Source organism: Martelella sp. HB161492 (assembly GCF_013184775.1).
Taxonomy (GTDB): Bacteria; Pseudomonadota; Alphaproteobacteria; order Rhizobiales; family Rhizobiaceae; genus Martelella.
In genome coordinates this window covers 187,625-212,548 of the sequence record NZ_JAATVV010000005.1, presented here as the reverse complement: position 1 = coordinate 212,548, position 24,924 = coordinate 187,625, and the positions used below count along the sequence as shown (strand labels likewise).

The following is a 24,924-nucleotide window of genomic DNA, read 5'->3' as shown; positions in this document are numbered from 1 at the left end:
GCATGGATGGCAAGCCTGGTCGAACAGAAGGTGTAATGATGTACAAAAATGCGCGGAGCTACAGCCCCGGCAAGACCGCCTCATCCATGAACGCGCCAATCTATGCGGGGCTTTGCTGCTGCCCGGATCTCGCTACCCCGCTGATGGACGCCCAGACACAGCCACCCTCCCCTGCGACGCTGCTTTTCCCGCGTCGCATTCTCGCGGTCCTCAGGTCGAAGCTGGCGCTGCTGCGTGGCGAACGCGCCGTCCGGACCATTATCGCCCAACGCGCCAGCGCACTTGGGAGCATGCCAAAGACGGACCCCGCAGCGATTTCTATGCTCATCTCCGCCTTCAACGGCCAGACGCCACAGGATTTGTGCAGCCCCCAGGATCTCGGCGCGCTGCTTGCCCTTCTCTATTTTCTTGATGGTGAAGGCTGTCAGGCGGACATTGAATTCATTGACAGCACGGCAGGGCGCAAGTCCAAAGCATGTCTGCATCTGCCAGACCAGCCATCGCCAGCCGCAACGGACGGGACGCCGCACAGGCACGATGAGGTTCGCAGAGACGACAATATGTCAGTCCGACCTCGAGCCGGTCGCCAATGCGCCACCTATGGCAAGTCTCGAGATCTGCAGCCGAACGTGATCTGATCGCAATCATTGCCGTGGTGCGATCAGCCGGGCATGCTGGCGTTCACAAAAGACGGGATCATTCCATAGCCGATCACAGCCTGGATATTATGCCTCAGAAGCTCGCGCTTCACTTCCGTCACGCACCCCGATAGAGTCTGATTCCCGAGACTTTTGACGAAGTGATCGCCATGATTTCCACCACATCCATTCCCGATTATTCAGACGTGCTCGCCGCCGCCGCCAGGATCAAAGGCGCGGCTCACGAGACCCCAGTCCTGACATCGACAACTGCCGATGCCCTGTCCGGCGCCAACCTGTTTTTCAAAGCCGAGAACTTTCAGCGAATTGGCGCTTTCAAATTTCGCGGCGCCTATAATGCAATTGCGGCGCTGAGCGACGACGAGCGCGCCCGCGGAGTCGTCACCTACTCCTCGGGCAACCACGCCCAGGCTGTGGCACTGGCATCACGCCTGCTCGGCTGCGCCGCCACCATCATCATGCCCAGCGACGCCCCAGCCGTTAAAATGGCGGCGACCAAGGGCTATGGCGGCACCATCCGCACTTATGACCGATACAAGGAAAACCGGGAGGCCATTGGCACGGCCCTCGCCGAAGAAAAGGGCATGACGCTGATTCCGCCCTATGACCACCCGCAGGTCATCGCCGGGCAGGGCACCGCCGCGAAAGAATTGCTCGAAACCGTCGGCACGCTGGATATGCTGATAGCACCGCTTGGCGGCGGCGGCCTGCTCGGCGGCACGGCGCTGGCGGCAAAGGCAATCAACCCTTCCATCTCGGTAATCGGCGTTGAGCCCGAAGCCGGGAATGACGGACAGCAATCGTTCCGCAGCGGCAAGATTGTCGAAATCGCCGTTCCCAAGACATTGGCCGATGGCGCGATGACCACGCATCTCGGCCAGCACAACTTTCCCATCATCAGCGATCTGGTCGACGACATCGTCACCGTCGGCGACAGGGACCTGGTCAGGGCGATGGCCTTCTTTCTGGAGCGGCTGAAAATCGTCGTCGAACCGACCGGCTGCCTTGCAGCGGCGGCAGCCCTTTTTGGCATTGCCCCGGTCAAAGGCAAGCGCGTCGGCATTATCATTTCCGGCGGCAATATCGACATTACCAGGATCGGCGAACTCATCGCCTCGCAGGCCTGATCAACGACGAGAAAAGTTTTCAATTGAAAACTAGGCGCCGGTCATTCCGGCGCTGACCTCAGCTGAAGATCAGCGATTCCGGCGCAAAAATCGAAGGAGTCAGTTTTCAATTGAAAACTGACCGGCTACGCGGCTCAGAAATGAAAGAGCGCCCAGACGTCAAACGAAAGGCAGAAATCAGCGCCAGAGACGCTATGCAATAACAGGCCGGACGCCTTTTGTCAGAGGGCTTTGCGTTATTAGACTGTTGCAGATCGCCGCTATACTGGCCGCCGCAGTCATTAACCTTCTGTTAAATAAAAATATCTTGCAGAATCGCAAGCGATCATGCAGCCTTAGCGTAAATTTTGCCGTTTCGGGATGAAAACCGTCAAATGAATGACAAGCTCGCAGAAAACTTCGAAACCAACACGGCCGCGAAGATCGAGGATTATACCCTCCGTCTGTCGAACGAGCTCCAGGATATGCGTCATCGCATGTATCCGCCAGAGGCAGAAAAAGCTTTCACCAGAACTTTTTCGACCTCCGATCTCGTGCGGCTTCTCGATATTCCGGAAAGCACGCTGCGGGCGCTCACCATTGACGGGAAGGGCCCCCAGCCGCATCGCGCCGACAACAATCGCCGGATCTACACGATCGAGCAGATGCTTGAACTGCGCCACTTCCTCGCGGAGCGGCGCCCGGATGATGCGCTGAGACTGTGGCCGCGGCGCCGGCCTGGCGAGAAGCTGCAGATTGTCGCTGTTGCCAATTTCAAGGGCGGCAGCTCCAAGACCACCACATCCTCGCATCTGTCGCATTATCTGGCGTTGCAGGGCTATCGCGTTCTTTGCCTCGATCTCGACCCGCAGGCTTCGCTGACCTCGATCTTCGGGCTGCAGCCGGAGTTTGATGTCGCCGAAAACGAGACGGTTTATGCGGCCCTGCGCTATGATGCCGACCGCCGGCCGCTCGCCGACGTCATCCGCCAGACCTATTTTCCCGGCGTCGACCTCGTCCCCGGCAATCTGGAACTGATGGATTTCGAGTTCGATACCCCGGCCTATCTGGCCTCGCGCGACCGCGACATTCTCGGGCTGTTTTTTGAGCGCCTCAACAATGCCATCGCCTCGGTCGAAGACAGCTATGACTTTGTTATCATCGATACGCCGCCGTCGCTTGGCTATGCCACGCTTGCCGCACTTTATGCCGCGACCGGGCTGATTGTCACCGTTCATCCCGCCATGCTTGATGTCGCCTCCTGCAACCAGTTCCTGATCATGATCTCGGATCTGTCGGAAACGCTTGAGCAGTTCGGCGCCCAGTTCAACCACGATTTCCTCCGGTTCCTTCTCACCCGCGTCAACCCCAATGACGGACCGCAAAAATACATGTCGAGCGTCATGCGCCGGTTGTTCGGCGACGATGTTCTGGTGGCCGATGCAGTGGAATCGACCGCGATCGCCGGCGCCGGTGTGGCGAAGAAATCGCTCTACGAACTGGAAAGCGGTGAAGTGGGACGGGAAACCTATAAGCGCGCGCTTGAAAGCGCCGACGCCGTCAACGGTGAAATTCTCGAACTCCTGAAAAGCGTCTGGGGCAGGCCGGTATGAAGAAAAGCATTCTCAAAATGATGTCGGAGGGCTCGGTGAATCCGCCGGCGGAAGGCGAAACACCGAGGACGCAGGGTCTTGGACATCGCGCGCGCCGAAGCTCCCCCGTGATCGCCAATGTCGGCAAAGCGCTGTCAGGCCTGTCCGAAGACAGCATCGTCAGCCTCGACCCGGCGACAATCGACAGCTCGCCGTTTCAGGACCGGTTTGAAAACGATCCTGAGGTCGAAACGGAAATCGAGGAACTTGCCGCATCCATTGCCTCTGAAGGACAGAAAATCCCGATCCTTGTCCGCCCGCATCCCGATGGCGGCGAACGATATCAGCTTGCCTATGGTCACCGCCGGCTGGCAGCGATCAAATCCCTGCTTGCCCAGAGCGACAAACCCGAGACCATCCGTGTCAAGGCCTATGTCCGGGTCCTCAGCGACAACGACCTGCTGATCGAGCAGAGCCTCGAAAACGGTGTCCGTGAGAACCTCACCTGGATTGAGCAGGCAGTCTGGGCGGCGAAGCTGCGCGATGCCGGCTTTTCCGGCGGCGCCATCGGCCGCACACTCAGCCTGTCGAAGACACCCGTCTCGCTGATGCTGAAGGTCTCATCCAGCCTGCCGCTCGATATCGTCCTGGGCATCGGCCGCGCAAAGAATGTCGGCCGGCCAAAATGGCTTGCCTTTGCCGAATTGCTTGAGCAGGGCGGAACAGATGCCGCTGAGCGCGTGCGGGCGCTGTTTCTCAACGATGACTTTCAGGCCGCCGACGGTATTCGCCGCATGGCGCTCGCCACCAAGGCAGCCAAGGGCAGGGCAGGGGTCGCCACGACGCAACCCGAAAGCCGCGACGTTGCCGCTGACGGCCGCATCTTCGGACGTCTCAAGTCTTCACCCTCCGGCATGACCCTCGTTATTCCCAAGGCAGAAGCCGATTTTGCCGAATGGATGGCCAGCCGGATGGATGAACTAGTCAGTGAATATCTTGAAGCTGACAGCAGCAAAGCGAAAGGAGAAACGCCATAGACCCACGGAGACAGCCTCACAGTGAGGCCACCGAAAACCAGCAATCATCATTTGAAAGAGGAAAAGCAGAACCGCAAAAGAAAGGCCCCCGAATGTGAAATCCGGAAGCCTCTCGAAGTACTAAGCACCCTTTGAGTCGCATTTCCTGAAAACACAGTCAATAGCCTGAAACGAAATTTCTCGTTTTGGGGGCAGATTTCTTTTGCCTGTCGAAAGGTAAAAGACATGCATAGTGAAGTTTTGTCGACGTCCTTCGGACGGCGGGCGTTATCTCATGCGCAAATTTCAACGCAACAGACAATCAAAACGCTGAAAATCGATGCCAGTGCCGACAAATGGACATTGTTCCGAACGCTTCGGGCGGCCGCACCGTCACTCGGCCTTGCCGATCGCGCACTCACGATCCTCAATGCGCTTCTGTCCTTCTACCCCGAGCGCATGCTGCGCCAGGGGCCGGCTCTTGTGGTCTTCCCGAGCAATGTAACCCTTGCCGAACGCGCCAACGGCATCTCTGCGGCAACGTTGCGCCGTCACATTGCCCTTCTGGTCGAAAAGGGGATCATCATCCGCCGAGACAGCCCGAACGGCAAGCGCTATGCCCGCCGCGCCGCCGGTGGCAAGCTTGACTATGCCTATGGGTTTGACCTCACACCACTGATTGCCCGCCAGGCCGAGTTTGAAGCATTGGCCGAAGCGGCTGAAGCGCAACGCCAAGCATCCCGGCGGCTACGCGAGCAGATCACCACCAGCCGCCGTACCCTGGCCAAGGGGATCAGCTTTCTCGTCGCCCATGACAAGACTGATGCGGCCGCCCGTTTTCAGCACGCCTATGCTGAGCTTAGCGGCAAGCTTTCACCGAGGCTTGCACCAGAACAGGCGAGCGCCATTCTCGAGGACTTTTCCGCCTTATTGCGAGATCTCGGCAAGCTTCTGGAAAACATCACAAATGCTGCAAATCTGAGCGCCATTGCACCACAAAATGAGCGCCACAAAGAAGACCCAACACCAGATAAAAAAAATCAAAAGATTTTTAGCACGGACCGCAAAGCCGCTCTTTCGGTCGATATTTTGCAACAATTGCCGAATTTCACCGGGGACATTCTGAACAACCTTACTGCGACATCGGATCGTCTCCTCAGGGCATCCGACCTCGCTGCAAGGCTACTGGCAATACCGACAACGACGGTCAATGCTGCACGTCTCAGACTCGGCAGTCTTGATACGGCTCTCGCCATTGCCATGATCTATGAATTGGGCGAAAAAATCGCCAAGCCGTCAGCCTATCTCATTGTAATTACAAACAAAATTGTAAGAAACCAGCAGACGATCAATGATTTTCTTCCCCGCCGGCAAAACGCGGAATGGTCGCTATCCTCTCAAAGCAGGACATTGTCTGAGAACAGACCGGATTCTCTGATCATCAGCGATCGACTTCGCCAGTTCGCATCTGCCAGCGATGCGAATTTCCGCCCCGTCAGGGCTTGAACCTCTAGTCACTAGAGGCATTAGGAAGGAGAAACACGCAATCAAAACTGCGGAGGACGCAATGGTTCAGACAGCAAATCGGATGGAATGGCAGGTGAAGGGCATGGATTGTGCATCCTGTGTTGCCAAAGTCCGTCACGCTGTGGAACGGGTTCCCGGCGTTTCCAATGTCGACATCACGCTGATGAGCGAACGTCTTAGAGCCGACATTGATCCGGCCAATGGCAACCATCAGGCGGTTGAAAAGGCGGTACGCGCGCTTGGATACAGCATCGCTGCCAGCGATACCGCAGGCCCGGCCCCGCAGACGGCCGATCATGGTCACGCGCATGACTGCAGCTGCGACCATCATCATCATCACGATGATGGCCATGGCGATGCCCATAGCCACAGCCATGATGAGGCCGACGCCGGCCAGAGCTGGTATCAGACATCGAAGGGCCGCCTGGTGCTGCTGACGGCGACCTTGCTGGCGCTGGCCTGGATCGCCGAGCTCACATTGCCGATCCTCGGGCTATGGCCCTTTGTTCTCGCTTCGCTTGTCGGACTTGCTCCAGTTGCGAAACGCGCATTTCTGCTGTTGCGGACCGGCCAGCCATTTACGATCGAAAGCCTGATGACGGTCGCCGCGGTCGGCGCCCTGTTCATCGGAGCGGCCGAGGAAGCCGCACTCGTCGTCTTTCTGTTCGCTGTCGGCGAAGTCCTCGAAGGCGTTGCCGCCAACCGGGCGCGCGCCGGAATCCGATCGCTTGCTGAGCTGGTGCCGAAGACGGCACAGCTTGAAATTGACGGGACAACGCGTGACGTGCCGGCTTCAAGCCTTGTGATCGGTCAGGCCGTTCTGGTCCGGCCGGGAGAACGCATACCTGCCGATGGCGACGTTGTTGAGGGGATTTCAGGCGTTGATGAAAGCCCGGTGACTGGCGAAAGCGTGCCGGTGACCAAACAGCCCGGAAGCCCGGTCTATGCCGGATCGGTCAATGCCGAGGCAGCGCTGCGGGTCTCTGTCACCAAGGCCCCTGAAGACAATACCATTGCCCGCATCATCCGGCTTGTCGAAGAAGCCGAAAGCGCTCGCGCACCAACCGAACGTTTCATCGACCGTTTCAGCCGTTACTACATGCCTGTCATTGTCGGCCTGGCGTTCTTGACCATCATTTTGCCACCGCTTCTTGCAGGCCAGCCATGGGACACCTGGATCTATCGCGGCCTGGCCCTGCTGCTGATCGGCTGCCCATGCGCGCTGGTGATTTCGGTTCCCGCCTCGATTGCCTCCGCGCTATCGGCCGGGGCCCGCCACGGGCTGCTGGTCAAAGGCGGGGCGGCCATCGAGGCAACGGCGAAAATTCGCCACGTCGCATTTGACAAGACCGGAACTTTGACGCGCGGAACGCCCCAGGTCACGGATATTATCGCGCTCGCCCTGGACGAAACCGAATTGTTGCGACTGGCCTCAGCCGTTGAGGCCGGATCGAGCCATCCGCTGGCGCTTGCCATTCTTGCCCGGGCGGAAGCGAGCTGTATCAGTGTTCCGTCAACATCCGCGGCGAAGGCCTTGCCGGGGGAGGGCGCTGAAGCACGCCTCGGTGAAACCCTGCTGCGTGTTGTCAAGCCGGATTTCGCCAGGCGGGCAGGCTGCGTCTCGGCTGCGGTCGACGAGCAGATCAGCGATCTCGAGGCGGCCGGCAAGACCACGGTCGCGGTCCTTCGCAACGAAACGCTGGCAGGACTGATCGCGCTGCGAGATGATCCGAGGCCTGATGCGGGTGCGGCGATTGCGGCGCTCACGGCCATGGGCATTTCTTCCGTCATGCTGACGGGTGACAATGAACGCACCGCCAAGGCGATTGCAAGCGAGCTCGGCATCGCCGCCAAGGCCGGAATGATGCCCGATGACAAGCTCGCCGCCATTCGCGCGATGACGGAAGAGGGCGTCATCATGGTGGGTGACGGCATCAATGATGCGCCGGCACTGAAACAGGCCAATGTCGGTGTTGCCATGGGATCAGGAACCGATGTCGCCATGGAAACGGCAGATGCTGCGATCCTGCGCAGCCGCGTCACCGATATTCCGGCACTGATCCGGCTGTCGCGTGCCGCCATGGGTAATATCCGTCAGAATATCAGCCTCGCACTGGGGCTGAAGGCGATTTTCCTCGTGACGTCAATCCTCGGGATCACCGGTCTGTGGATCGCCATCATGGCGGATACCGGTGCCACGGTTCTGGTGACGCTGAATGCGCTCCGGCTGCTCGGCTACAAGCCATCAGCTGACGGCAAGGGCTGAGCCGCCGCCGCGGCAATGCCGTTTTGAAGGCTCTAGACGCAGCCTTGCGAAAAATGCATGGCCGCCTTGAGTTAAACCCGCTGCCTGAAACGATACAGTTCGCCTATATGAAGTCCATCGAAGTTGATGAGCCCGGACCAAGAGCGGGCTTGGAAAGGTCCCGAAAGGGGATAAGACAATGGACATGGCACGTTCTTTCACCAGCTGGATCAAGTATCGCAAGACGGTCGGCGAGCTGGGCCGCATGAGCGAGCGCGAATTGGCCGATCTGGGCATTGCCCGTCAGGACATTCACCGCGTTGCCCGCAAGGCATCCTTCTAAGACATTTGCCGGTCAGGCATGGCCGGCCATTGGTTTCGAAATCACGCATTCCTCCTCCCAGTGTGGTTTCGATGGGGCTGATGACCCTCCTCCTCCCAATCATCAGTCTGATACAATGACGCTCACCGGATCCTCCTCCCCGGTGGGCGTTTTTGTTGCCAGCTGCCCATCCTTGTGCGAGGCGGTGGGCTGAACCCCGTTGTTCTGCGGTTTTGGATCGGGCAGCAGAGGCGATTTGCGGCGCATAATGGGCGCTGGCAGATGCCGATGCTGCCGAAAGCCTCGCTCTTTCAGGTGAATAGCTGCAAGCCGCTCGATCGTATCGGCAAGAGCGTCTGCGCGGATTTTGGCAATTTCGGCAATATTGGCCGAAAGCGCCTTTTGCCTTTTCTGTTCTTCTTCTCCGCGGAGTTGGCAGAGGCGCATGAAGTTCAGCTGCAAATTTACGTTTGCACATTGCTTTTTCTTGATGATCCGTCGCGGGCAGTCTTCGTCAGGGTTGGCTCTGACCGCGTGTTGCGCATCGAATGCAAGGTGTTTCAGCCCCATGGTTCTCTCTTTATCAGCTGGTGAAAGAACAACTTAAGAGCTTCTTGGCTTACGTAAAATTCAATTTTCTAGATTAACTTGTGATTGTTCCGATTGCCTTTGTCAGAGCCTGAAAGCCGAGGCGGCCGCCCGCACGGCGCCGATAATGGCGATGAAGAACAGGCCGTAGCGGGTGAAGAAGCGCCAGTGCTCGCTTGTCATGCGCCTTACGGCAAAAAGCCCGATCAGATAGCCGCCGAGTGTTGCCGGCAGGAACAGGCCGAGTTGTCCGGCAAACCCATCGGGGACGGTGCCATAGGCAAAGCGCATGATCAGCGTCGTCATGTCGATCAATCCGAAGAACAGCGCGAGCGTGCCGCGAAAGCGGTCCGGCGCGAGCCGTCTGGCCAGAAGCCAGGCAACCACGATCGGCCCGCCAGCGGCGAAGGCTGACAACAGAAAGCCGACGACGAGGGAGGCGATGATGCCGGCCGCCGTCGTTGCCAGCAGGGCAGGGGGCCTTTTCACCATCGAAACAAGGGCTGCGGCCAGAACCGCAAGCCCGATGCAGAATTTGGCGGTGTCATCGTCGATGGCATAGGCAAAAAGCGGGCCTAAGGCCGCACCGATCATGCCGAAGACCAGCATCAGCGTGAAGCTCGGCCAGTCAATGGGGGCGCCTTTGCGTTCGGCAAGGATAAGTCCAGTGATCATCACGTCTGATGCAATGACGAGCGGCGCCAGAAGATTGGCGCCAAAGAACGGGCTGAGGCCGATCATGGCGATCAGGGCGAAGCCGAAGCCGGTAATGCCGCGAAAGGCGGCCGCCAGCAGAATGACGGCCACGGATACTATGATGCTCACAACAGGTGGCCTTCCCAACCCATGTCCGGCGACAAATGCAGACCGCCCGCAACGCCAGACGCTGCGGGCCGAAGGATCAGATGGCTGACAGCACTGATTTCAGCGTATCGAACAGGTGATCATAGTCACTATCAGTCATGATGAAGGACGGCGCCAGAATGATCGTGTCATTGGTGACGCGCAGAACAGCGCCGGCCGCGTAAAGCGCCTTCAGCGTTGCAAAGCCACGGCTTCCGGGTTTTTCGCCTTGGGCAAGGTCTATGCCAGCGAGGAGGCCGTAACCGCGCACGCCCGTGACGACCGGCATGGTCGCGGCGAGATCCTCGACGCGGGCAAGGAAGCCGGAGCTTGCGGCTTCCGCACGGGCAAACAGGTCCTCGTCGCGGTAGATCTTCAGCGTTGCCATGGAGGCCGCACAGGCAATGGGGCTGGCGGACCAGGTATAGCCATGGAGAAATTCGATGGCATCGGGCGAATTGTCGACGATCTGGTGATAGATGGTGTCCTTCACCGCGACGGCCGCCATGGGAATATTGCCGTTGGTGATCGCCTTGGCCATAGTCATCAGGTCCGGTGTCACGCCGAAGCTCTGGGCGGCAAAGGCCTTGCCGGTACGGCCGAAGCCGGTGATGACCTCGTCGAAGATCAGCAGGATACCGTTGTCGGAGCAGATCTTGCGCAGGTGTTCCAGATAGCCCTTCGGCGGTACGAGAATGCCGACGGAACCGGAAATCGGTTCGACGATGCAGGCTGCAATCGTGTCCGCGCCATAAAGGTCGATCTGCCGCTGAAGATCATCGGCGAGATCAGCACCCGTTTCGGCCTGCCCGGTGGTCTTGACGGAAAAATCCTGCTGCGTGTGTCGGATATGGGAGACGCCGGGCATTCCAAGGCCGAACTGCTCGCGGTTCTTTACCATGCCTCCGACCGACCAGCCGGCGAAATTGACGCCATGATAGGCCTTTTCGCGGCCGACGATGCGCTGGCGCTGAGCTTCGCCGCGGCGGCGATGATATTGAATGGCGATCTTGATGGCCGATTCGACGGCTTCCGAACCGGAATTGCCGAAGAAGATCTTGTTCATGCCGTCCGGCGTCAGCCGGGCGATCTCGGTGGCGAGCCTGAAGGCGCCGGGCGTGCCGAATTGAAACGGCGGCGCAAAATCCAGGGCCGTCACCTGGGCGGCGATGGCCTCGGCGATTTCGCGCCTTCCATGGCCGGCAGGGGTGGTGAAGAGGCCCGAAACGCCATCGATCAGTTTCTCGCCGCGATCATTCCAGTAGTGGACACCTTCGGCGCGCGCCAGAATGCGCGGATCCGCCTTAAAGGCGCGATTGGCCGTGAAAGGCATCCAGTAATCGTCGAGAGTCTGGTTCGCGATGGCATCCATGGTCATGCAGTCCTTGAAATTTATTGCTTTGGCCGCACCAAATCATGGCAGCTGCGTGACAGGGAGAGCCAGAGCGGGGTCATTCACTGGGCCAGAGATGATAAAGCGTCAGCGCGGCGGCATCGGCGCCCAGGCACTGTCGGGCGCGGCTGTCTCGCAGAAGCGCTCGGCCGAACGGCGCGCTTCTTCGGCGACGAGGCGCAGTACATTCTGGCCAACCGCCGTCTGATAGGTGGCGACAATGGGCATGGGCGGAAAGGGCTTGGTCACCTTCATCCGCTCCAGCAGTCCGTCACGCAGTTCCCGCGCGATGGCCACAGTCGGCAGCGCTGCCGCGCCGAAGCCGCCGATCACCAGATTGATCATCGCGAACAGCGAGTTGGAGCTCGTCAGTTTCGATGCCAGTACCCGCTCATCCTGAAAATAGGGAGCGACATAGGCATAGGGCGGGGTACCCTTCGGAAAGGTCACAAGCGGCATCTGTGACAGTTCATCAACGCCATATACCAGTTCACGCTCGATCGTGGCCGGTGCTGCCGCCCAGACCATTTCGAAATAGCACAGAATGAAGGATCGGAAGGCATCGCCGATTGCCGGCTCGATGCCGAAAATCAGATCAAGCTCGCCGCGCTGAATGCCGGCGACCAGATCGCGTGTGCCCTCAATCGTCAGTTCGACGCGCAGCTTCGGCATGGACTGGCGAAGTGCCTCGATGAAATCCGGCATCCAGGTGCCGACGACGCTGTCGATGGCGCCGATGCGGACGATATGTGAGGCCCCTTCGCCACCATTCTTCAGTTCCGAGCGCAGGTCGGTCAGCTGATCCAGCACATCCTGAAAGGTCGAAAGCGCCCTTTCACCTTCCGCCGTCAGTCGGAACTCGCGGTCGCCGCGCTCGATCAGCCGGCAGCCATATTCGCGCTCCAATATGGTCAGCCGGGAGGAGATTGCCGGCTGGGTCGTGTTCAGCTCCTGCGCCGTCCGGCCGAAATGCCGGTTGCGGGCCAGAGAGACAAAGGTGGCCATATCGATGATGCGCATTGGCATGGTCTAGCAGGCCTCCCTTGTCTTGCCAATCAGGGGGCGACGCGTGGTGTCACATCGCCGCCGTCATGATGTGTCGGACCTGGGTGTAGTCGAGCAGCGACTGCATCGAGAGATCCGAACCGTAGCCGGAATTCTTCATGCCGCCATGGGGCATCTCGGTGGCAAAAACGCCATGCGTATTGATCCAGGTGACGCCATATTCGAGACGAGCCGCAAGGGCTGCAGCACGGGCGGCGTCCCGCGACCAGATCGAGGAGGCAAGGCCATATTCTGACTGGTTGGCGAAGCAAAGGGCGTCTTCGGCACTGTCGAAGGGGGTGAGCGAAATCACCGGTCCGAAGACTTCCTTGTTGACGATCTCGGCGTCGGCGTCGGCCCGCACCAGGGTCGGCTCGAAGAAGAAACCGTCGAGATCCGGCGCTTTGCCGCCGATGACGATATCCGCGCCACCAGTCTTCGCACGATCGATAAACCCGGCAATCCTGTCGCGATGGGCGGCTGTGATGACGGGGCCGAATTCGACATCGTCGCGCTCCGGTGCACCATAGGTCAGCGATGCGATCATGGCTTCCAACCGTGCCGTCAGTTCGCTCTCCAGACGGCGGTCAACGAGAATGCGGCAGGCAGCGGTGCAGTCCTGCCCGGCATTGTAGAAGCTTGCCTCGCGCAGGGTCTCGACCAGCACATCGAGATCGGCATCGTCTGCAACGATGACAGGCGCCTTGCCGCCGAGTTCGAGATGCGTACGCTTGATCATGGGGCCGGCAGCGGCTGCAAGCACGGCCCGGCCGGTGCGCACATCGCCGGTGAGTGAGATCATCCGCACCAGATCGTGGGAAATCAGGGCCTGGCCGACATCAGAACCATTGCCGGCGATGACATTGACAACACCCTCGGGCAGGTGACGGGCGAATATTTCGCAGAGCTTGAGCAGGCTCAGCGGCGTGTGCTCCGACGGCTTGATGACGATGGTATTGCCTGCTGCCAGCGCCGGGGCCACCTTCCAGGCAGCCATCAGCAGAGGATAGTTCCACGGGGCAATCTGGGCGATCACACCGATCGGATCGCGCCGCATGGCGCTCGTCATCCTTGCCGAGCGGTAGTTTCCGGCGGCCGATGCCGGCATGGTGCGGGCGGCGGCGGCAAAAAAACGGAACACATCGGCGACATTGGCCAGCTCCCCGGCTTTGACATAGCGCAGCGGCTTGCCGGCATTGATGGATTCGATTGCGGCTAGCTCGTCATTGCCCTCGATCTCCGCAGCGATGGCGAGAAGCGCAAGCGAACGCTCCTTCGGTGTCGTCAGGCGGAAAGACTGGAAGGCGCGGTGGGCAGCTTGAACCGCCAGATCGACCTGCGCGGGCGAGGCGGAGGCCACCCAGGTCAGCGCCCGGCCGGTCGCCGGTTCATAGGCGGTATCGCTGACACCTTGGCCTTGAACGAAGCTGCCATTGATGAAGAGGCGGGTCTCGAAATTCGTCATGCAACACCCTGGTGCAGGAGAAAAATGGAAGAGGGGAGGGGATCAGCGATCAAGGACGCGGATACGGTCTGCCGCGATCTGCAGCGTGACGCTGGCCCCGGGTTCAAGAATGATTTCATTTCCGGTCAGAAGTCTTATGGTTTTCCCGGCGAGCTCCAGAACATAGCGGTTGCGGGCGCCGAGGAAAACGCGGGTTCTGACCGTTGCCGCAAGGCCGTTGCCCTTTGTTGCAAGCGACAGGTCTTCCTGCCGCAGCACCAGCTGTACATCGCCCGTCAGCGATGTCGGTGGGATGGCGACGATCTGCCCGTCTGTCAGCTTTGCTGTGCCGTCAGCGCCAAGCCGGGCCGGCAGGATATTGGCGGAGCCCAGAAAGCCTGAGACGAAAGCGGTTGCCGGCTCCGCATAGATTTCGGCTGGCGCGCCCTCCTGTTCGACCGTGCCGGCGTTGAGGAGCACCACGCGGTCGGAAAGGCTCAGGGCCTCTTCCTGGTCATGGGTAACGAACAGGGTTGTGAGCCCGAGCCGGCGGTGGATCTCGATCAGTTCCACCTGCATGTCCTCGCGCAGCCTGGCATCCAGGTTCGACAGCGGTTCGTCAAGCAGCAGCACTTTCGGATTGGAGACGATGGCGCGCGCCAGCGCGACGCGCTGCTGCTGTCCGCCGGAAAGCTGACGCGGCAAGCGCTCGGAAAGATGGGCAAGCTGCACGGTCTCCAGCGCCGCCTTCACCCTTTCCGCCTGTTCCTCACGATTGCCGATCCGGCGCATGCGCAAGGGGAAACGGACATTTTCGCTGACGGAAAGATGCGGAAGAAGGGCATAGGACTGGAACATCATGGCGATATCGCGCTTTTCCGGCGGCAGTTGTGTTACATCCTGTCCATCAATGATGATGCGGCCGGCGGTGACGCTTTCAAGGCCGGCAACTGAGCGCAGCAGCGTTGTCTTGCCACAGCCGGATGCTCCGAGAAGGCTGACGAATTCACCGGAGGCAAGTTCCAGCGAAATTCCGTGCAGCACTTCGGTTCGGCCATAGGATTTGCGGATATTGTCAAGATGGATATCGGACATTTTCAGCTACTCGCGAATTTCTTGATGCCGAGGACGCGGTCGATCACCAGGATCAGCACGACGGTCAGCCCGATCATGATGGTTGAGACGGCGGCAACGGAGGGGTCCGGCGAAAATTCGAGCTGGCCATAGATCTGCACGGGAAGCGTGGTGAGATCCGGCGTCCGCAGGAAGAGCGACAGAACAGCCTCGTCGAATGAGATGTTGAAGGCGAAGAAGGCGCCGGCAGCGAGCCCCGGCCCGCATTGCGGCAGCACGACAAAGATCAGCCGCTGAATACGCCCGGCCCCCATGGTACGGGCGGCTTCCTCGACGAAGGGATCGGCTTCCGACAGCACGGCGAGCGTGGTCCGTACGACATAGGGAAGCGTGATCACCGTATGGCCGATCCACAGCGTTACAAAGGAGACCGGACCGAAGGTGGAACTCCAGAACATCAAGAGGCCGATGGCGTAGATGATAGTCGGCAGGATCAGCGGCGACAGAAAGGCGGCGCCGATCAGATCCGATTTCGGCAGCTGACGGCGATGGATGGCAATGGCCGCCGCGCCGCCGATCGTGACGGAGGAGAGCGTGACCATCAGCGCCAGCGCGAGGCTTAAGCCGCCGGCGGCAAGGTAGGCGCTGGACGACAGGACCTTGTGATACCATTCAAGCGAAAAGCCTTTGGGCGGAAAGGCGATGAACTGGTTCGCCGAAAAGGACGTGCCGATCACCACGACAAGCGGGCCGAGCATGACGAGGACGACAAGGGCGATGAAGATGGCCGTGACGATCTTCAGCCAGAGCGGAACGGCCTTAACCATGACGGCCTCCGGTGAGTTTCATATAGGGCAGAAGCGTCAGCGCTATGCCGATGAACAAAATGACCGCTTGGGCTGCAGCGAAGTGCCAGTCTAGCGTCTGCGTCACCGATGTGTAGATCGATGTCGCCAGAACCTGAAGGCGCGGTCCGCCGAGAAGATTGGGGGTGACGAAGGAACTGGCCGACAGCGTGAAGGCCAGAAGCGAGCCTGCGGCAATCCCGGGCATGGCCAGCGGCAGCACCACATGGCGGAAGGATTGCAGGAAGGAGCAGCCCATGGTGCGGGCCGCTTCTTCAAGGCGGATATCGATGCGCGAGATCACGCCAAGGATTGACAGTGTCATGAAGGGCAGCAGCACTTGCACCATGCCGATGACGATGGCGGTTTCGGTGCGCATCAGGGTGAAGTTGCGCTTGACGAGGCCGAGCGAATGCAGCGTCGTTGCAATGATGCCGCCGCGCTCGAAAATCACCATCCAGCCGAAGGTGCGGATCACCACGCTGGTCATCAGCGGCAGCAGGATGACGATGATCAGCCATAGCCGGACCCGTGGGCCGGACCGCGCCATGATATAGGCAAGTGGAAAGCCGACAGCCGCAGAGATCACCGTGATGATGAAGGACAGCCGGATCGTTCGCCACAGGACATAGAGATAGAACGGTTCGCTGAAGAACTGCACGAACCATGCGAGCGTGAAGCCTTCCGGACCGAAGACCGAGAGGGACAGCATGCGCAGGATCGGCAGCAGAAAGGCGAATGCAAGAAGCAAAAGCCCCGGCGCGACCAGAAGCATGTTCTCGTTGCGGTCGGTTGTCATCCGGGTTTCCAAGTCCTTGTTCGGTGTCGTGGCCAAAGCCGTTCAAACTGCTCTGTTATGCTTTAGCGCGCCGTGCATCCTTTTGGACGCACCAGGACGCTCTATCTTGTTGAATCGACACATCGTTCTTTTCGAAAGGAACGATGTGCTAGTGCTGGCTTCGATCAGATCGGCGAGATCATGCCTCGAAGACGGGCAGCGACCATTTACGCCTAGTACAGCGCTTCGGACAAGTAACAGCACCGCCGCCGGCAAACCGGGCGGCTGCAGAAAACCGGCGCCGAAACGGTTCGGCGCCGGCATGATTGCCTCAGAATTACTGGGCGATCGCCTTGTTCCACTCGACAACCCAGTCGGCGCGGTTGGCTTCGATCTTGGCCGGATCAAAGCGGATGAGATCCTTCACGCCGTCTTCGCCATAAGCGACGTCGGCAGCGACTTCCGGATCAAGCACCGTCTTGGAATTGGTCGGCGTGTAGCGCAGCGCATCGGCAAAGCACTTCTGTGCTTCCGGCGACAATTCCATATCGATGAACTTCAGCGCCAGATCCTGGTTCGGACGGCCGGCGACGAGGTTGGTGGTGATATAGCTTGCCGGTGTGCCTTCTTCGCCCTGTTGGAACTTGATCGGCAGATCAGCCTTGCGCAGCGTATAGGCATAGTCGGAAGCATAGGGCGCGATGGTGGCGCCGCCCTGAGCAAAGGCCTGCTGGATTTCCGGCGACTTGGAAACGACATAGGCACCGTTTTCCAGCATCGTCTTGACCGCATCAAGGCCGGGGGTGATGTCATCGAGGCTGCCGCCTGCGACCTGGTTCAGCATCAGAAAGCCGAACAGGCCGTAGGAGTTGGAAATGTCGGTCAGAACCAGACCGTCCGCCAGTTCCGGCTTCATCAGGTCGGCCCATTTGGTCGGCGCTTCGGAAAGCGCGTCGCTGTCATAAAGCATGCCGATGGCGGCGATCTGATAGGCCGGGCCTTCGCCCTTTTCCAGCCCCGCCTTGGCGAAGGGATAGAGATCGGCTGCATTGGAAAGCTTGGCCGGATCGATCGGCGATAGCAGGCCTTCGGCGGCACCAACGATTTCCTGGCCGCCGGAGAAGTGGATCACGTCATATTGCGGCGCGTCCTTCTGGGCGCGCAGCTGGGCAAAGGCATCGGCCGAATAGGCGGTGATGATTTTCACGTCGGCGCCGGTCTCGGCGGTAAAGGGGTCGATGACGCATTTGCGATGCGCTTCTTCATAAGCACCACCAAAGGAATTGATGGTGATTTCCGCAGCCTGGGCCGAGGCGGCGGCGGCGGCCAGAACCGAGGTCGCTGCAAGCAGTTTGGTTATGCGTTTCATGCTATTTCCCTCTCTCGTTTTGGTGTGTCGTCAAGTCTCAGATCAGATGGCCGAGCTCGACATGTTTCGCGCCTTCAATACGGATCTTTCGGCATTCAGCAGCAATGCCGTCGAGATTTTCCGTCATTTTTCCGAAATAGGTGCAGGAGATCCAGCCGGTAGGGCCGAAGGTACGGCCGCCCTGACCATAGAACATGCCGATTTCCCAGAATTCTTCCGGGTCGATCTTGAAGAAATTCTTCGGCTGGTAGAACCAAAGCAGCTCGCCCGGCTCAGGCAGAACGGTCTGGTTCTCCGGCGGCAGTTTGGTCGGATCGAAATTGCGGGCTTCTTCCGGCAGGCCCATCATGATTTCCGGACCGGAAAAGATTGCGTGGGTTGCCTGCCACTGGATCGGCTTTTCCAGAGCGCCCCAGATAGCCTTGCAGGTTTCCGGCGCGTGATCCCAATAAAGGGAAATTATGCCGGTGACGTCGGATTCGAGAAATTTGAGATAGAGTTTCTTTTCACTCATGGACCGCTTTCCGTTGTTTTGTCGGTCTATGAAACCGGATATCGGCAAAAATTGTCCAATTTCAAATTCACATGCACATATAAAAAGTTTTTATCAAGCTGGGGGTTTGCGAAAGCATTCTACGCTCTCATCTGCTGTAGCGGGTCGTCAAAATCAGCACGTGTCAGAATTTAATTTCAAAAGAGCGGTTGAAACTGGAATTATTTTGCTGTTGTTTCGCAGGTGGTCGGCGCATAAATCCGCTCAAATCGGGTGGAGCAAAAGTGGACCATTCGATTCCCGTTTGAAAAGGCTTGTGCGAAGATGCTAACGGCTAGAACAATCTTTCGAATGTGTCGCTTTGGTGCCTGAGGCCTGAAGCTGTCCGTTCTTCCTTGCGTTTTTGAAAGCGCACCATCGATGAGATTGTCATGTCCGTTACCCCTTCCGCCGCGGCGGGTGCTGTGCCTTTAGCAGGCGCTTCACAAGCAGAAAATCAGACCGAGCCGATGGTGCGCTTTGACGCCGTATCAAAGGTGTTTGCCGGTTCATCGCGATCCAAGAAACCTTTTACCGCCCTCGACAAGGTCAGCTACAGCGTACCGCATGGCGCGATTACCGGTATTATCGGCCGCTCGGGCGCCGGCAAGTCGACATTGATCCGGCTCGTCAACGGGCTGGAAAAGCCGTCGGAAGGGACGGTGACCGTCGATGGGACCGTGGTGTCAGCGCTGGATGAGCGGGCCCTGCGCAATGTGCGCCGATCGATCGGCATGATCTTCCAGCATTTCAATCTCCTGTCTTCGCGCACCGTCTATGACAATGTGGCGATGCCTCTGGAGATTGCCGGCATGAGCCGCAGCGCCATCAAGGCGCGGATCGAACCGCTCATCGACATGGTCGGGCTTGCTGAGATGATGCGGCGTTATCCGTCCGAACTTTCCGGCGGCCAGAAACAGCGTGTCGGTATTGCCAGGGCACTGGCGACCGAGCCGTCACTGCTGTTGTCGGACGAGGCGACGTCGGCGCTCGATCCCGAAACAACGCAGCAGATCCTGGATCTCCTGAAGCGGATCAATCAGGAGCTTGGACTGACCGTGCTTCTGATCACCCATGAGATGGAAGTGGTGAAGGCGGTGACCTCCGAAGTGGCGGTGATGGACAAGGGGCGTATCGTCGAATCCGGCCGTACCTTTGATGTCTTTACCCGGCCTGAACATCCCGTCACCAAGGTTCTGCTGGCTTCCCTGCCTGGCGCTGACCTGCCGAACTGGATCGGCAGACGTGTGCACGCTCAGCCGGAAGCCGGCGACAACATGCTTGTCCGGCTGACATTCTTTGGCGCCACTGCCGATCAGCCGCTGGTGGTGCGTCTGGCAGCTGAGATCGGCGCTCCGGTCAACATCATCGCCGGCACGGTGGATGAAATTGCCGGCGATCCTTACGGCTCGCTGGTAGTCTCTTATTCGGCCGACCGTGCCGTCGTCGCGCGGGCCAGCGCCTTCTTTTCTGAAACCGGTCTGCTGTCGGAGGTCATTGGTTATGTCGCCTGATATGCTCGCCAGTCTTCTACTCAAGGCACTGATACAGACCATCAACATGGTGGTGGTTTCAGGTGTCATCGGAACCGTGATCGGCCTGCCGATCGGCGTCTTTCTTGCCACCAGCGGCAAGGGGGAACTGTTTCCCGCACCGATCCTCAACAAGATCGTCGGTGTGATCGTCAACGCTGCGCGCTCGACGCCCTTCATCATTCTGGTGGTCGCCATCATTCCGTTTACCCGGTTTGTAGCGGGCACGTCGATCGGCACCAAAGCGGCGATCGTGCCGCTGACCGTGGCAACCATTCCCTTTATCGCCCGCCTGATCGAAGCGGCGATCCGGGAGGTTGACAAGGGACTGGTGGAAGCTGCCCGTGCCATGGGCGCGTCGCCCCTGCAGATCGTCATCAAGGTGCTGCTTGCCGAAGCGCGGCCGGCGATCACGCTGGCGCTGACGCTGACCGTGGTCAGCCTGATCGGTTATTCCGCCATGGTCGGCGCTGTTGGCGGCGGTGGTCTCGGCGACCTTGGCATCCGCTACGGCTATCAGCGCTTCATGCCCGGCGTCATGCTGGCCGTGGTGATTGTCCTAATCGTGCTTGTTCAGGCGATCCAGAGCGCAGGCGATGCGCTGGCCCGTTCCTTTGACAAGCGTAACCGCAAATCCTGATTTCCTGTCCTTGCGAACGGAGTGTGTTCGATGAAAAAACTGATTGCTGCAGCCCTTTTCGCTGCGCTCGCCACCGCCGGTATTGCCCATGCTGAAACCAAGAAGATTGGCGTGACACCCGGCCCGCATGCCCAGATCCTGGAGAAGGTTAAGGAAGTCGCCGCCACCAAGGGGCTGGATCTCGACGTGATCGAATTCTCCGATTATGTGGTGCCGAACCAGGCGCTGAATGATGGCGACCTCGACGCAAACTCCTTTCAGCACCAGCCCTATCTCGACGCCCAGGTCGCAGATCGCGGCTTTGATATCGTCTCGGTAGCCCAGACTGTCAACTTCCCGATGGCCGGCTATTCGAAAAAGATCACGTCGAAGGACGCCATCCCCGATGGTGCGACGATCGCGCTGCCCAACGATCCGTCCAACGGCGCGCGCGCCCTTCTGATGCTTGAAGATCAGGGCCTGATCACGTTGACGGAAGGTGTTGGCGTTAAGGCAACGGTGGCGGATGTCACCGGCAACCCGCATAACTTCAATTTCGTCGAGCTGGATGCCGCCCAGCTGCCGCGCTCGCTCGATGATGTCGATATCGCTCTGATCACCACCAATTATGCGCTTGATGCCGGGCTCAACCCGGTCAAGGACTCGATCTTCCGCGAAGGCACCAAGGCACCCTATGTCGGTATTCTCGCCGTGCGGACTGAAGACAAGGACGCTGACTGGGTCAAGACGCTGATCGAAAGCTATCACAGCGCGGAAGTGAAGCAGTTCGTCAACGACACCTTCAAGGGTGCGATCACGCCGACCTGGTGAGCGCAACGGATTGCGCCCGGGTGATGCCCTGGCGCGAGACGGCAGTCCTGGGGCTGCCGCTGAGAAAAACCGTGGCGGGCGACAGCCTGCCACTCCCAAAATCAATGTCTCAACCCTTCTAAGACGGAGCTTACCGATGAAGAGACTGATTATTGCCGCGGCTTTTGCCGCACTCGCGACCGCCGGCATTGCCCATGCCGAGACTAAGAAGATCGGCGTGACGCCCGGTCCGCACGCCCAGATCATGGAAAAGGTCAAGGAAATTGCCGCGACCAAGGGACTTGATCTCGATGTGATCGAATTCTCTGATTATGTCGTGCCGAACCAGGCGCTGAATGATGGCGACCTCGACGCCAACTCCTTCCAGCACCAGCCCTATCTCGATGCCCAGGTCGCCGATCGCGGCTTTGACATTGTTTCGGTCGCAAAAAACATCAATACGCCGATGTCAGCCTATTCGAAGAAGCTTGCATCGAAGGCTGATATTCCCGATGGCGCAACGATTGCCATTCCGAACGATCCGTCAAACGGTGCGCGCGCCCTGCTGCTTCTGGACGATCAGGGGCTGATCAAGCTGAACGACAATACCAATCTTCAGTCATCGGTTGCCGATATCGCCGAAAATCCGCACAACTTCAACATCATCGAACTGGATGCCGCCCAGCTGCCGCGTTCGCTGGATGATGTCGATCTGGCGGTGATCAACACCAATTATGCGCTGGAAGCTGGCCTGAGCCCGGTGGATGACTCGCTGTTCCAGGAGAGCACCAAGGCACCTTATGTCAACGTGATCGCTGTGCGCACCGAAGACAAGGATGCCGACTGGGTGAAGACGCTGATCGAAAGCTATCACTCCCCGGAAGTGAAGCAGTATGTGAACGACACCTTCAAGGGTGCAGTCGTTCCGGTCTGGTAATAACGCCAGCCTAATCGGCTATGAGATGAGGAGCCCCGAACACAGTTCGGGGCTTTTTTATGGCAAATTGAAAAGTGGCGTTGAATTATAACCGGTAAAATGCAGGATGAAGGCTGAAGCTCAAACGTCGGGGACGGGCGACGGGCATGAAAGCAGAAGCAGACTATCATAGCGGTATCGTCGCCAAGGTTGACGTGTGGTCCACGGAGAACCCGGCCCGACGCTTGCCGAGGATAATGGTCAAGGCCAATGTCCTGATCGGAGATGGCGTCGCCATATTTGACGGTCTTGGCGATCTGATCGAGGATGTCGGCGACAGGGCACTTGTCTGTCAGCGTGCCGGTGCTAGCGGTATCAGTCTACGCCTGCAAAATGAAACAGGCCAGCTTTTGCGGGATCTGGAGTTCTGCCACGCCATCATGATGGAGGTCGATTACCGGACGCCCGGGCTTTACGTTCAGCTTGCTCTGGAGAATATCGGCCATCCATCCCTTGCCGAACTGCAGAAACTGGTCGCAGTTCTGCGGCCCAATGCTATTTCTCTGTCTTTGAAAGAGATGACGGCCTGCGCTGACCTTGACACGCTTGGTTATTTCTACCACCGCTGCTGGGCGGCAGGCATCGATCTGCAGCATGTGCTTCGGGCAGAGGCAGAGGTGCTGCAGCTGGCTGAAATGATTGATGACGGTATTGTTCCGGAGGAGGACCTCAAGGTTCTGTTTGAAGTCGAGAGCCAGGCGTGGGGGGATTTCTCGCCCGTCACGCCCGCCGTGACCGCCATTCAGCGGCATTTACCGGATTCCGACTGGGCGCTTGGTGCGAACGGACCCGGAGAAAGTGCCTGCCTTTATGCGGCGATGATGCTGGGCGGCAAAGTCCGCATCGATAGCGACGCATCGTTTTCCGGCTCAGGCTACGGATCCGGCCCGGCACTTCCCGGAGGCCGGATCAACGAATTGGTCCAGATGCTCGGTTTCGACAATGCCGGCCGGGCCTGAGCGGCAAAAGCGCGCTGTCAAGCGAGGCCGCGCAGGCTCGCGATGGTCGCGGCAAGCCGGGCGATACCTGGTGTAATCCTGTCTTTCGGGATCGCGGCAAAGCCAAGCCGGAGCCGATTTGTCGGCGCATCATCTTTCAGATAGTGAACGTCGCCAGCCTCAACGAGAATGCCATGCCGCGCAGCCTCTGCCTGAACGGTCGTCGCCCGCAGGTCTTCGGGAAGACGCAGCCAGAGGCCCGATCCCCCCGTCGTCATCGTAACGCTGCATTCCGGCATCTGGCGGTGGATCTCCGACAGCATCAGCCGCCATTTTGCCGACAGTTCGGCCCGGTGGCGGCGGATATGGGCGTCATAATGGCCCTCGGCGAGAAAAATCGCCAGCGCCCGCTGGTCAAGTGCTGACGGATGACGGCAGATCAGCCGGCGAAGTGCGCGCAGGTGGCGGATGATCGGCGGCGTAGCGGCGATGAAACCGAGCCTCAATCCCGGAAAGAGCGGCTTTGTCAGGCTCGAGACGTGGATAACCCGGCCACGTTCGTCAAGCGCTTTGAGGGCTGGTTTCTGAGCGCCGACAAAATTGAGTTCATGTTCGTAGTCGTCCTCGATGATCAGAAAGTCATGGGTTTCCGCCGCTGTAAGCAGTGACAGCCGCCGTTCCATGCCCATCGTGACATTGGTCGGGCATTGATGCCCGGGCGTGACATAGACGAGATCGGCGCCGGCCAGGGCAGGCGAAACCTTGAGGCCGTTGCCGTCAATCGGATGCGGGCGGATTTCCGCGCCGAAACCGCGAAAGATGTTATGCGCATCGACATAGCCGGGATCTTCAACATCAACACGCTTTCCCGGGCCGCAGAAGGCCATCGCCGCCGTGAACAGCGCATTCTGGGCGCCGACCGTGACCAGAATTTCCTCTGGCGTGGCGCGAAAGCCGCGTTGCGGCAGGATGCGGCGGATAATATGCTCGACCAGCATCGGATCGTCGCCATCGACCTGGTCGAAGACCCAGGATGGCGTGTGCTGTGTCGTCCCGGCGAGGCGAACGGCGTCACGCCAGCGGCTGACGGAAACCTTGTCCGGTATCAGCTGCCCGTAGACGAAGGGAAATTCATAGTCACGCCAGTTGCTCGCCTTGACGATACTGGTCTGATCGGCGAAGCGCCGGTTGAGCCGCGCGGTGGCGTCGAATGTGTCGGAGCGCTGTTCCTTGTGCTCCATCCTGATATTGAGCTGCTCGCGCAGCGTCCGCTCATTGATGAAATAGCCGCGGCGGTTGACCGGTTTCAGAAAACCGTCCTCGGCAAGGCGCTCATAGACAAGCGTCACCGTATTGCGCGCAACGCCGATCCGCCGGGCCATCACCCGCGTCGCTGGCAGCGGCTCGTGCAGGGGCAGAGCGCCGGCAAGAATGGCCTCGATCAAGCGTTCCTGAATTTGTTGCTGCAGGCGTTTGCCCGGATCCAGCGGCGTGGTGAAAAACTGTTCGATCATGGTTTTCGACGTTATGCGCCCTCACGCTGGCTGGCAATGGAAGCAATGCTGGACCAAGGTTGGGATTGTTGCGCGGAAAGCGCGACTGGCCCCATAGTTTTCCCCCCGTGGCTCTAAGCCGTCAACCATCGGGCACATAACATTTTTCCACCATGGGC

General features: G+C 59.3%; 23 protein-coding genes. 12 read left to right on the top strand and 11 right to left on the bottom strand.

The window, feature by feature from the left end; translation table 11 throughout:
• The first annotated feature begins 35 nt into the window (after positions 1–35).
• From HCK86_RS10305 to HCK86_RS10275, 7 genes are all read left to right on the top strand, one after another.
• Positions 36–638 (top strand): hypothetical protein, encoded by a 603-nt coding sequence (locus tag HCK86_RS10305; RefSeq protein WP_176084371.1) that lies wholly within the window; start codon positions 36–38, stop codon positions 636–638.
• Between the two features lie 170 nt (positions 639–808).
• Entirely contained in the window at positions 809–1,786 is a 978-nt protein-coding gene (locus HCK86_RS10300) for a threo-3-hydroxy-L-aspartate ammonia-lyase (protein ID WP_176084370.1), read from the top strand.
• 374 nt (positions 1,787–2,160) lie between these two features.
• Complete coding sequence (gene repA, locus HCK86_RS10295; RefSeq protein WP_176084369.1) at positions 2,161–3,378, top strand: plasmid partitioning protein RepA; 1,218 nt, start codon at positions 2,161–2,163, stop codon at positions 3,376–3,378.
• A 107-nt stretch (positions 3,379–3,485) separates the two neighbouring features.
• Positions 3,486–4,394 carry a plasmid partitioning protein RepB gene (repB, locus tag HCK86_RS10290; RefSeq protein WP_348641064.1) on the top strand — a complete coding sequence of 303 codons (909 nt, stop codon included), beginning with the start codon at positions 3,486–3,488 and terminating at the stop codon, positions 4,392–4,394.
• Positions 4,395–4,619: 225 nt separating this feature from the next.
• Positions 4,620–5,879, top strand: a complete 1,260-nt coding sequence (gene repC, locus HCK86_RS10285; RefSeq protein ID WP_176084367.1) for a plasmid replication protein RepC — start codon at positions 4,620–4,622, stop codon at positions 5,877–5,879.
• A gap of 61 nt (positions 5,880–5,940) precedes the next feature.
• Complete coding sequence (locus HCK86_RS10280; RefSeq protein WP_176084366.1) at positions 5,941–8,166, top strand: heavy metal translocating P-type ATPase; 2,226 nt, start codon at positions 5,941–5,943, stop codon at positions 8,164–8,166.
• A gap of 178 nt (positions 8,167–8,344) precedes the next feature.
• Entirely contained in the window at positions 8,345–8,488 is a 144-nt protein-coding gene (locus HCK86_RS10275; RefSeq protein ID WP_176084365.1) for a DUF1127 domain-containing protein, read from the top strand.
• Between the two features lie 102 nt (positions 8,489–8,590).
• Here HCK86_RS10275 and HCK86_RS10270 read toward each other — a convergent pair whose 3' ends face one another.
• The 10 genes from HCK86_RS10270 to HCK86_RS10225 all read right to left on the bottom strand — a co-directional run bounded on the left by HCK86_RS10270 (position 8,591) and on the right by HCK86_RS10225 (position 18,359).
• Positions 8,591–9,037, bottom strand: coding sequence for a hypothetical protein (locus HCK86_RS10270; RefSeq protein ID WP_176084364.1), 447 nt, complete (start codon positions 9,035–9,037; stop codon positions 8,591–8,593).
• Between the two features lie 102 nt (positions 9,038–9,139).
• Complete coding sequence (locus HCK86_RS10265; protein WP_176084363.1) at positions 9,140–9,880, bottom strand: sulfite exporter TauE/SafE family protein; 741 nt, start codon at positions 9,878–9,880, stop codon at positions 9,140–9,142.
• 76 nt (positions 9,881–9,956) lie between these two features.
• Positions 9,957–11,270, bottom strand: a complete 1,314-nt coding sequence (locus HCK86_RS10260; protein WP_246739543.1) for an aminotransferase class III-fold pyridoxal phosphate-dependent enzyme — start codon at positions 11,268–11,270, stop codon at positions 9,957–9,959.
• 108 nt (positions 11,271–11,378) lie between these two features.
• Complete coding sequence (locus HCK86_RS10255; protein ID WP_210259871.1) at positions 11,379–12,317, bottom strand: LysR family transcriptional regulator; 939 nt, start codon at positions 12,315–12,317, stop codon at positions 11,379–11,381.
• A 49-nt stretch (positions 12,318–12,366) separates the two neighbouring features.
• Positions 12,367–13,800, bottom strand: coding sequence for an aminobutyraldehyde dehydrogenase (locus tag HCK86_RS10250; RefSeq protein WP_176084362.1), 1,434 nt, complete (start codon positions 13,798–13,800; stop codon positions 12,367–12,369).
• Between the two features lie 42 nt (positions 13,801–13,842).
• Positions 13,843–14,874, bottom strand: a complete 1,032-nt coding sequence (locus HCK86_RS10245) for an ABC transporter ATP-binding protein (protein ID WP_176084361.1) — start codon at positions 14,872–14,874, stop codon at positions 13,843–13,845.
• Between the two features lie 2 nt (positions 14,875–14,876).
• On the bottom strand, positions 14,877–15,680 hold the full coding sequence (locus HCK86_RS10240; protein ID WP_176084360.1) for an ABC transporter permease: 804 nt from the start codon (positions 15,678–15,680) through the stop codon (positions 14,877–14,879).
• A complete protein-coding gene (locus HCK86_RS10235; RefSeq protein ID WP_176084359.1) occupies positions 15,673–16,497 on the bottom strand; it encodes an ABC transporter permease in 825 nt (274 codons plus the stop codon). The genes HCK86_RS10240 and HCK86_RS10235 overlap by 8 nt, the downstream gene beginning before the upstream one ends.
• 316 nt (positions 16,498–16,813) lie before the next feature.
• A complete protein-coding gene (locus HCK86_RS10230) occupies positions 16,814–17,845 on the bottom strand; it encodes an ABC transporter substrate-binding protein (RefSeq protein WP_176084358.1) in 1,032 nt (343 codons plus the stop codon).
• Positions 17,846–17,882: 37 nt separating this feature from the next.
• Entirely contained in the window at positions 17,883–18,359 is a 477-nt protein-coding gene (locus HCK86_RS10225; RefSeq protein ID WP_176084357.1) for a DUF3830 family protein, read from the bottom strand.
• Between the two features lie 488 nt (positions 18,360–18,847).
• Between HCK86_RS10225 and HCK86_RS10220 the strand changes: the two genes are divergently transcribed.
• The 5 genes from HCK86_RS10220 to HCK86_RS10200 all read left to right on the top strand — a co-directional run bounded on the left by HCK86_RS10220 (position 18,848) and on the right by HCK86_RS10200 (position 23,273).
• A complete protein-coding gene (locus tag HCK86_RS10220; RefSeq protein WP_176084356.1) occupies positions 18,848–19,891 on the top strand; it encodes a methionine ABC transporter ATP-binding protein in 1,044 nt (347 codons plus the stop codon).
• A complete protein-coding gene (locus tag HCK86_RS10215; protein ID WP_176084355.1) occupies positions 19,881–20,549 on the top strand; it encodes a methionine ABC transporter permease in 669 nt (222 codons plus the stop codon). The genes HCK86_RS10220 and HCK86_RS10215 overlap by 11 nt, the downstream gene beginning before the upstream one ends.
• Before the next feature lie 30 nt (positions 20,550–20,579).
• On the top strand, positions 20,580–21,359 hold the full coding sequence (locus HCK86_RS10210; RefSeq protein ID WP_176084354.1) for a MetQ/NlpA family ABC transporter substrate-binding protein: 780 nt from the start codon (positions 20,580–20,582) through the stop codon (positions 21,357–21,359).
• Between the two features lie 136 nt (positions 21,360–21,495).
• Complete coding sequence (locus HCK86_RS10205; protein WP_176084353.1) at positions 21,496–22,275, top strand: MetQ/NlpA family ABC transporter substrate-binding protein; 780 nt, start codon at positions 21,496–21,498, stop codon at positions 22,273–22,275.
• 146 nt (positions 22,276–22,421) lie between these two features.
• Positions 22,422–23,273: a 3-keto-5-aminohexanoate cleavage protein gene (locus HCK86_RS10200; RefSeq protein ID WP_176084352.1), complete on the top strand. Its 852-nt coding sequence runs from the start codon at positions 22,422–22,424 to the stop codon at positions 23,271–23,273.
• 17 nt (positions 23,274–23,290) lie between these two features.
• Here the strand turns inward: HCK86_RS10200 and HCK86_RS10195 are convergent, their stop codons facing one another.
• Positions 23,291–24,766, bottom strand: a complete 1,476-nt coding sequence (locus HCK86_RS10195) for a PLP-dependent aminotransferase family protein (RefSeq protein ID WP_176084351.1) — start codon at positions 24,764–24,766, stop codon at positions 23,291–23,293.
• Positions 24,767–24,924: the final 158 nt, after the last annotated feature.

Bases quoted from the DNA above. Each gene is read 5' to 3' on its own strand.
- HCK86_RS10305 (WP_176084371.1), top strand. From the start codon at position 36: ATGATGTACAAAAATGCGCGGAGCTACAGCCCCGGCAAGACCGCCTCA.
- HCK86_RS10300 (WP_176084370.1), top strand. From the start codon at position 809: ATGATTTCCACCACATCCATTCCCGATTATTCAGACGTGCTCGCCGCC.
- repA (WP_176084369.1), top strand. From the start codon at position 2,161: ATGAATGACAAGCTCGCAGAAAACTTCGAAACCAACACGGCCGCGAAG.
- repC (WP_176084367.1), top strand. From the start codon at position 4,620: ATGCATAGTGAAGTTTTGTCGACGTCCTTCGGACGGCGGGCGTTATCT.
- HCK86_RS10280 (WP_176084366.1), top strand. From the start codon at position 5,941: ATGGTTCAGACAGCAAATCGGATGGAATGGCAGGTGAAGGGCATGGAT.
- HCK86_RS10275 (WP_176084365.1), top strand. From the start codon at position 8,345: ATGGACATGGCACGTTCTTTCACCAGCTGGATCAAGTATCGCAAGACG.
- HCK86_RS10270 (WP_176084364.1), bottom strand. From the start codon at position 9,037: ATGGGGCTGAAACACCTTGCATTCGATGCGCAACACGCGGTCAGAGCC.
- HCK86_RS10260 (WP_246739543.1), bottom strand. From the start codon at position 11,270: ATGGATGCCATCGCGAACCAGACTCTCGACGATTACTGGATGCCTTTC.
- HCK86_RS10255 (WP_210259871.1), bottom strand. From the start codon at position 12,317: ATGCCAATGCGCATCATCGATATGGCCACCTTTGTCTCTCTGGCCCGC.
- HCK86_RS10250 (WP_176084362.1), bottom strand. From the start codon at position 13,800: ATGACGAATTTCGAGACCCGCCTCTTCATCAATGGCAGCTTCGTTCAA.
- HCK86_RS10245 (WP_176084361.1), bottom strand. From the start codon at position 14,874: ATGTCCGATATCCATCTTGACAATATCCGCAAATCCTATGGCCGAACC.
- HCK86_RS10240 (WP_176084360.1), bottom strand. From the start codon at position 15,680: ATGGTTAAGGCCGTTCCGCTCTGGCTGAAGATCGTCACGGCCATCTTC.
- HCK86_RS10235 (WP_176084359.1), bottom strand. From the start codon at position 16,497: ATGACAACCGACCGCAACGAGAACATGCTTCTGGTCGCGCCGGGGCTT.
- HCK86_RS10230 (WP_176084358.1), bottom strand. From the start codon at position 17,845: ATGAAACGCATAACCAAACTGCTTGCAGCGACCTCGGTTCTGGCCGCC.
- HCK86_RS10225 (WP_176084357.1), bottom strand. From the start codon at position 18,359: ATGAGTGAAAAGAAACTCTATCTCAAATTTCTCGAATCCGACGTCACC.
- HCK86_RS10220 (WP_176084356.1), top strand. From the start codon at position 18,848: ATGGTGCGCTTTGACGCCGTATCAAAGGTGTTTGCCGGTTCATCGCGA.
- HCK86_RS10215 (WP_176084355.1), top strand. From the start codon at position 19,881: ATGTCGCCTGATATGCTCGCCAGTCTTCTACTCAAGGCACTGATACAG.
- HCK86_RS10210 (WP_176084354.1), top strand. From the start codon at position 20,580: ATGAAAAAACTGATTGCTGCAGCCCTTTTCGCTGCGCTCGCCACCGCC.
- HCK86_RS10205 (WP_176084353.1), top strand. From the start codon at position 21,496: ATGAAGAGACTGATTATTGCCGCGGCTTTTGCCGCACTCGCGACCGCC.
- HCK86_RS10200 (WP_176084352.1), top strand. From the start codon at position 22,422: ATGAAAGCAGAAGCAGACTATCATAGCGGTATCGTCGCCAAGGTTGAC.
- HCK86_RS10195 (WP_176084351.1), bottom strand. From the start codon at position 24,766: ATGATCGAACAGTTTTTCACCACGCCGCTGGATCCGGGCAAACGCCTG.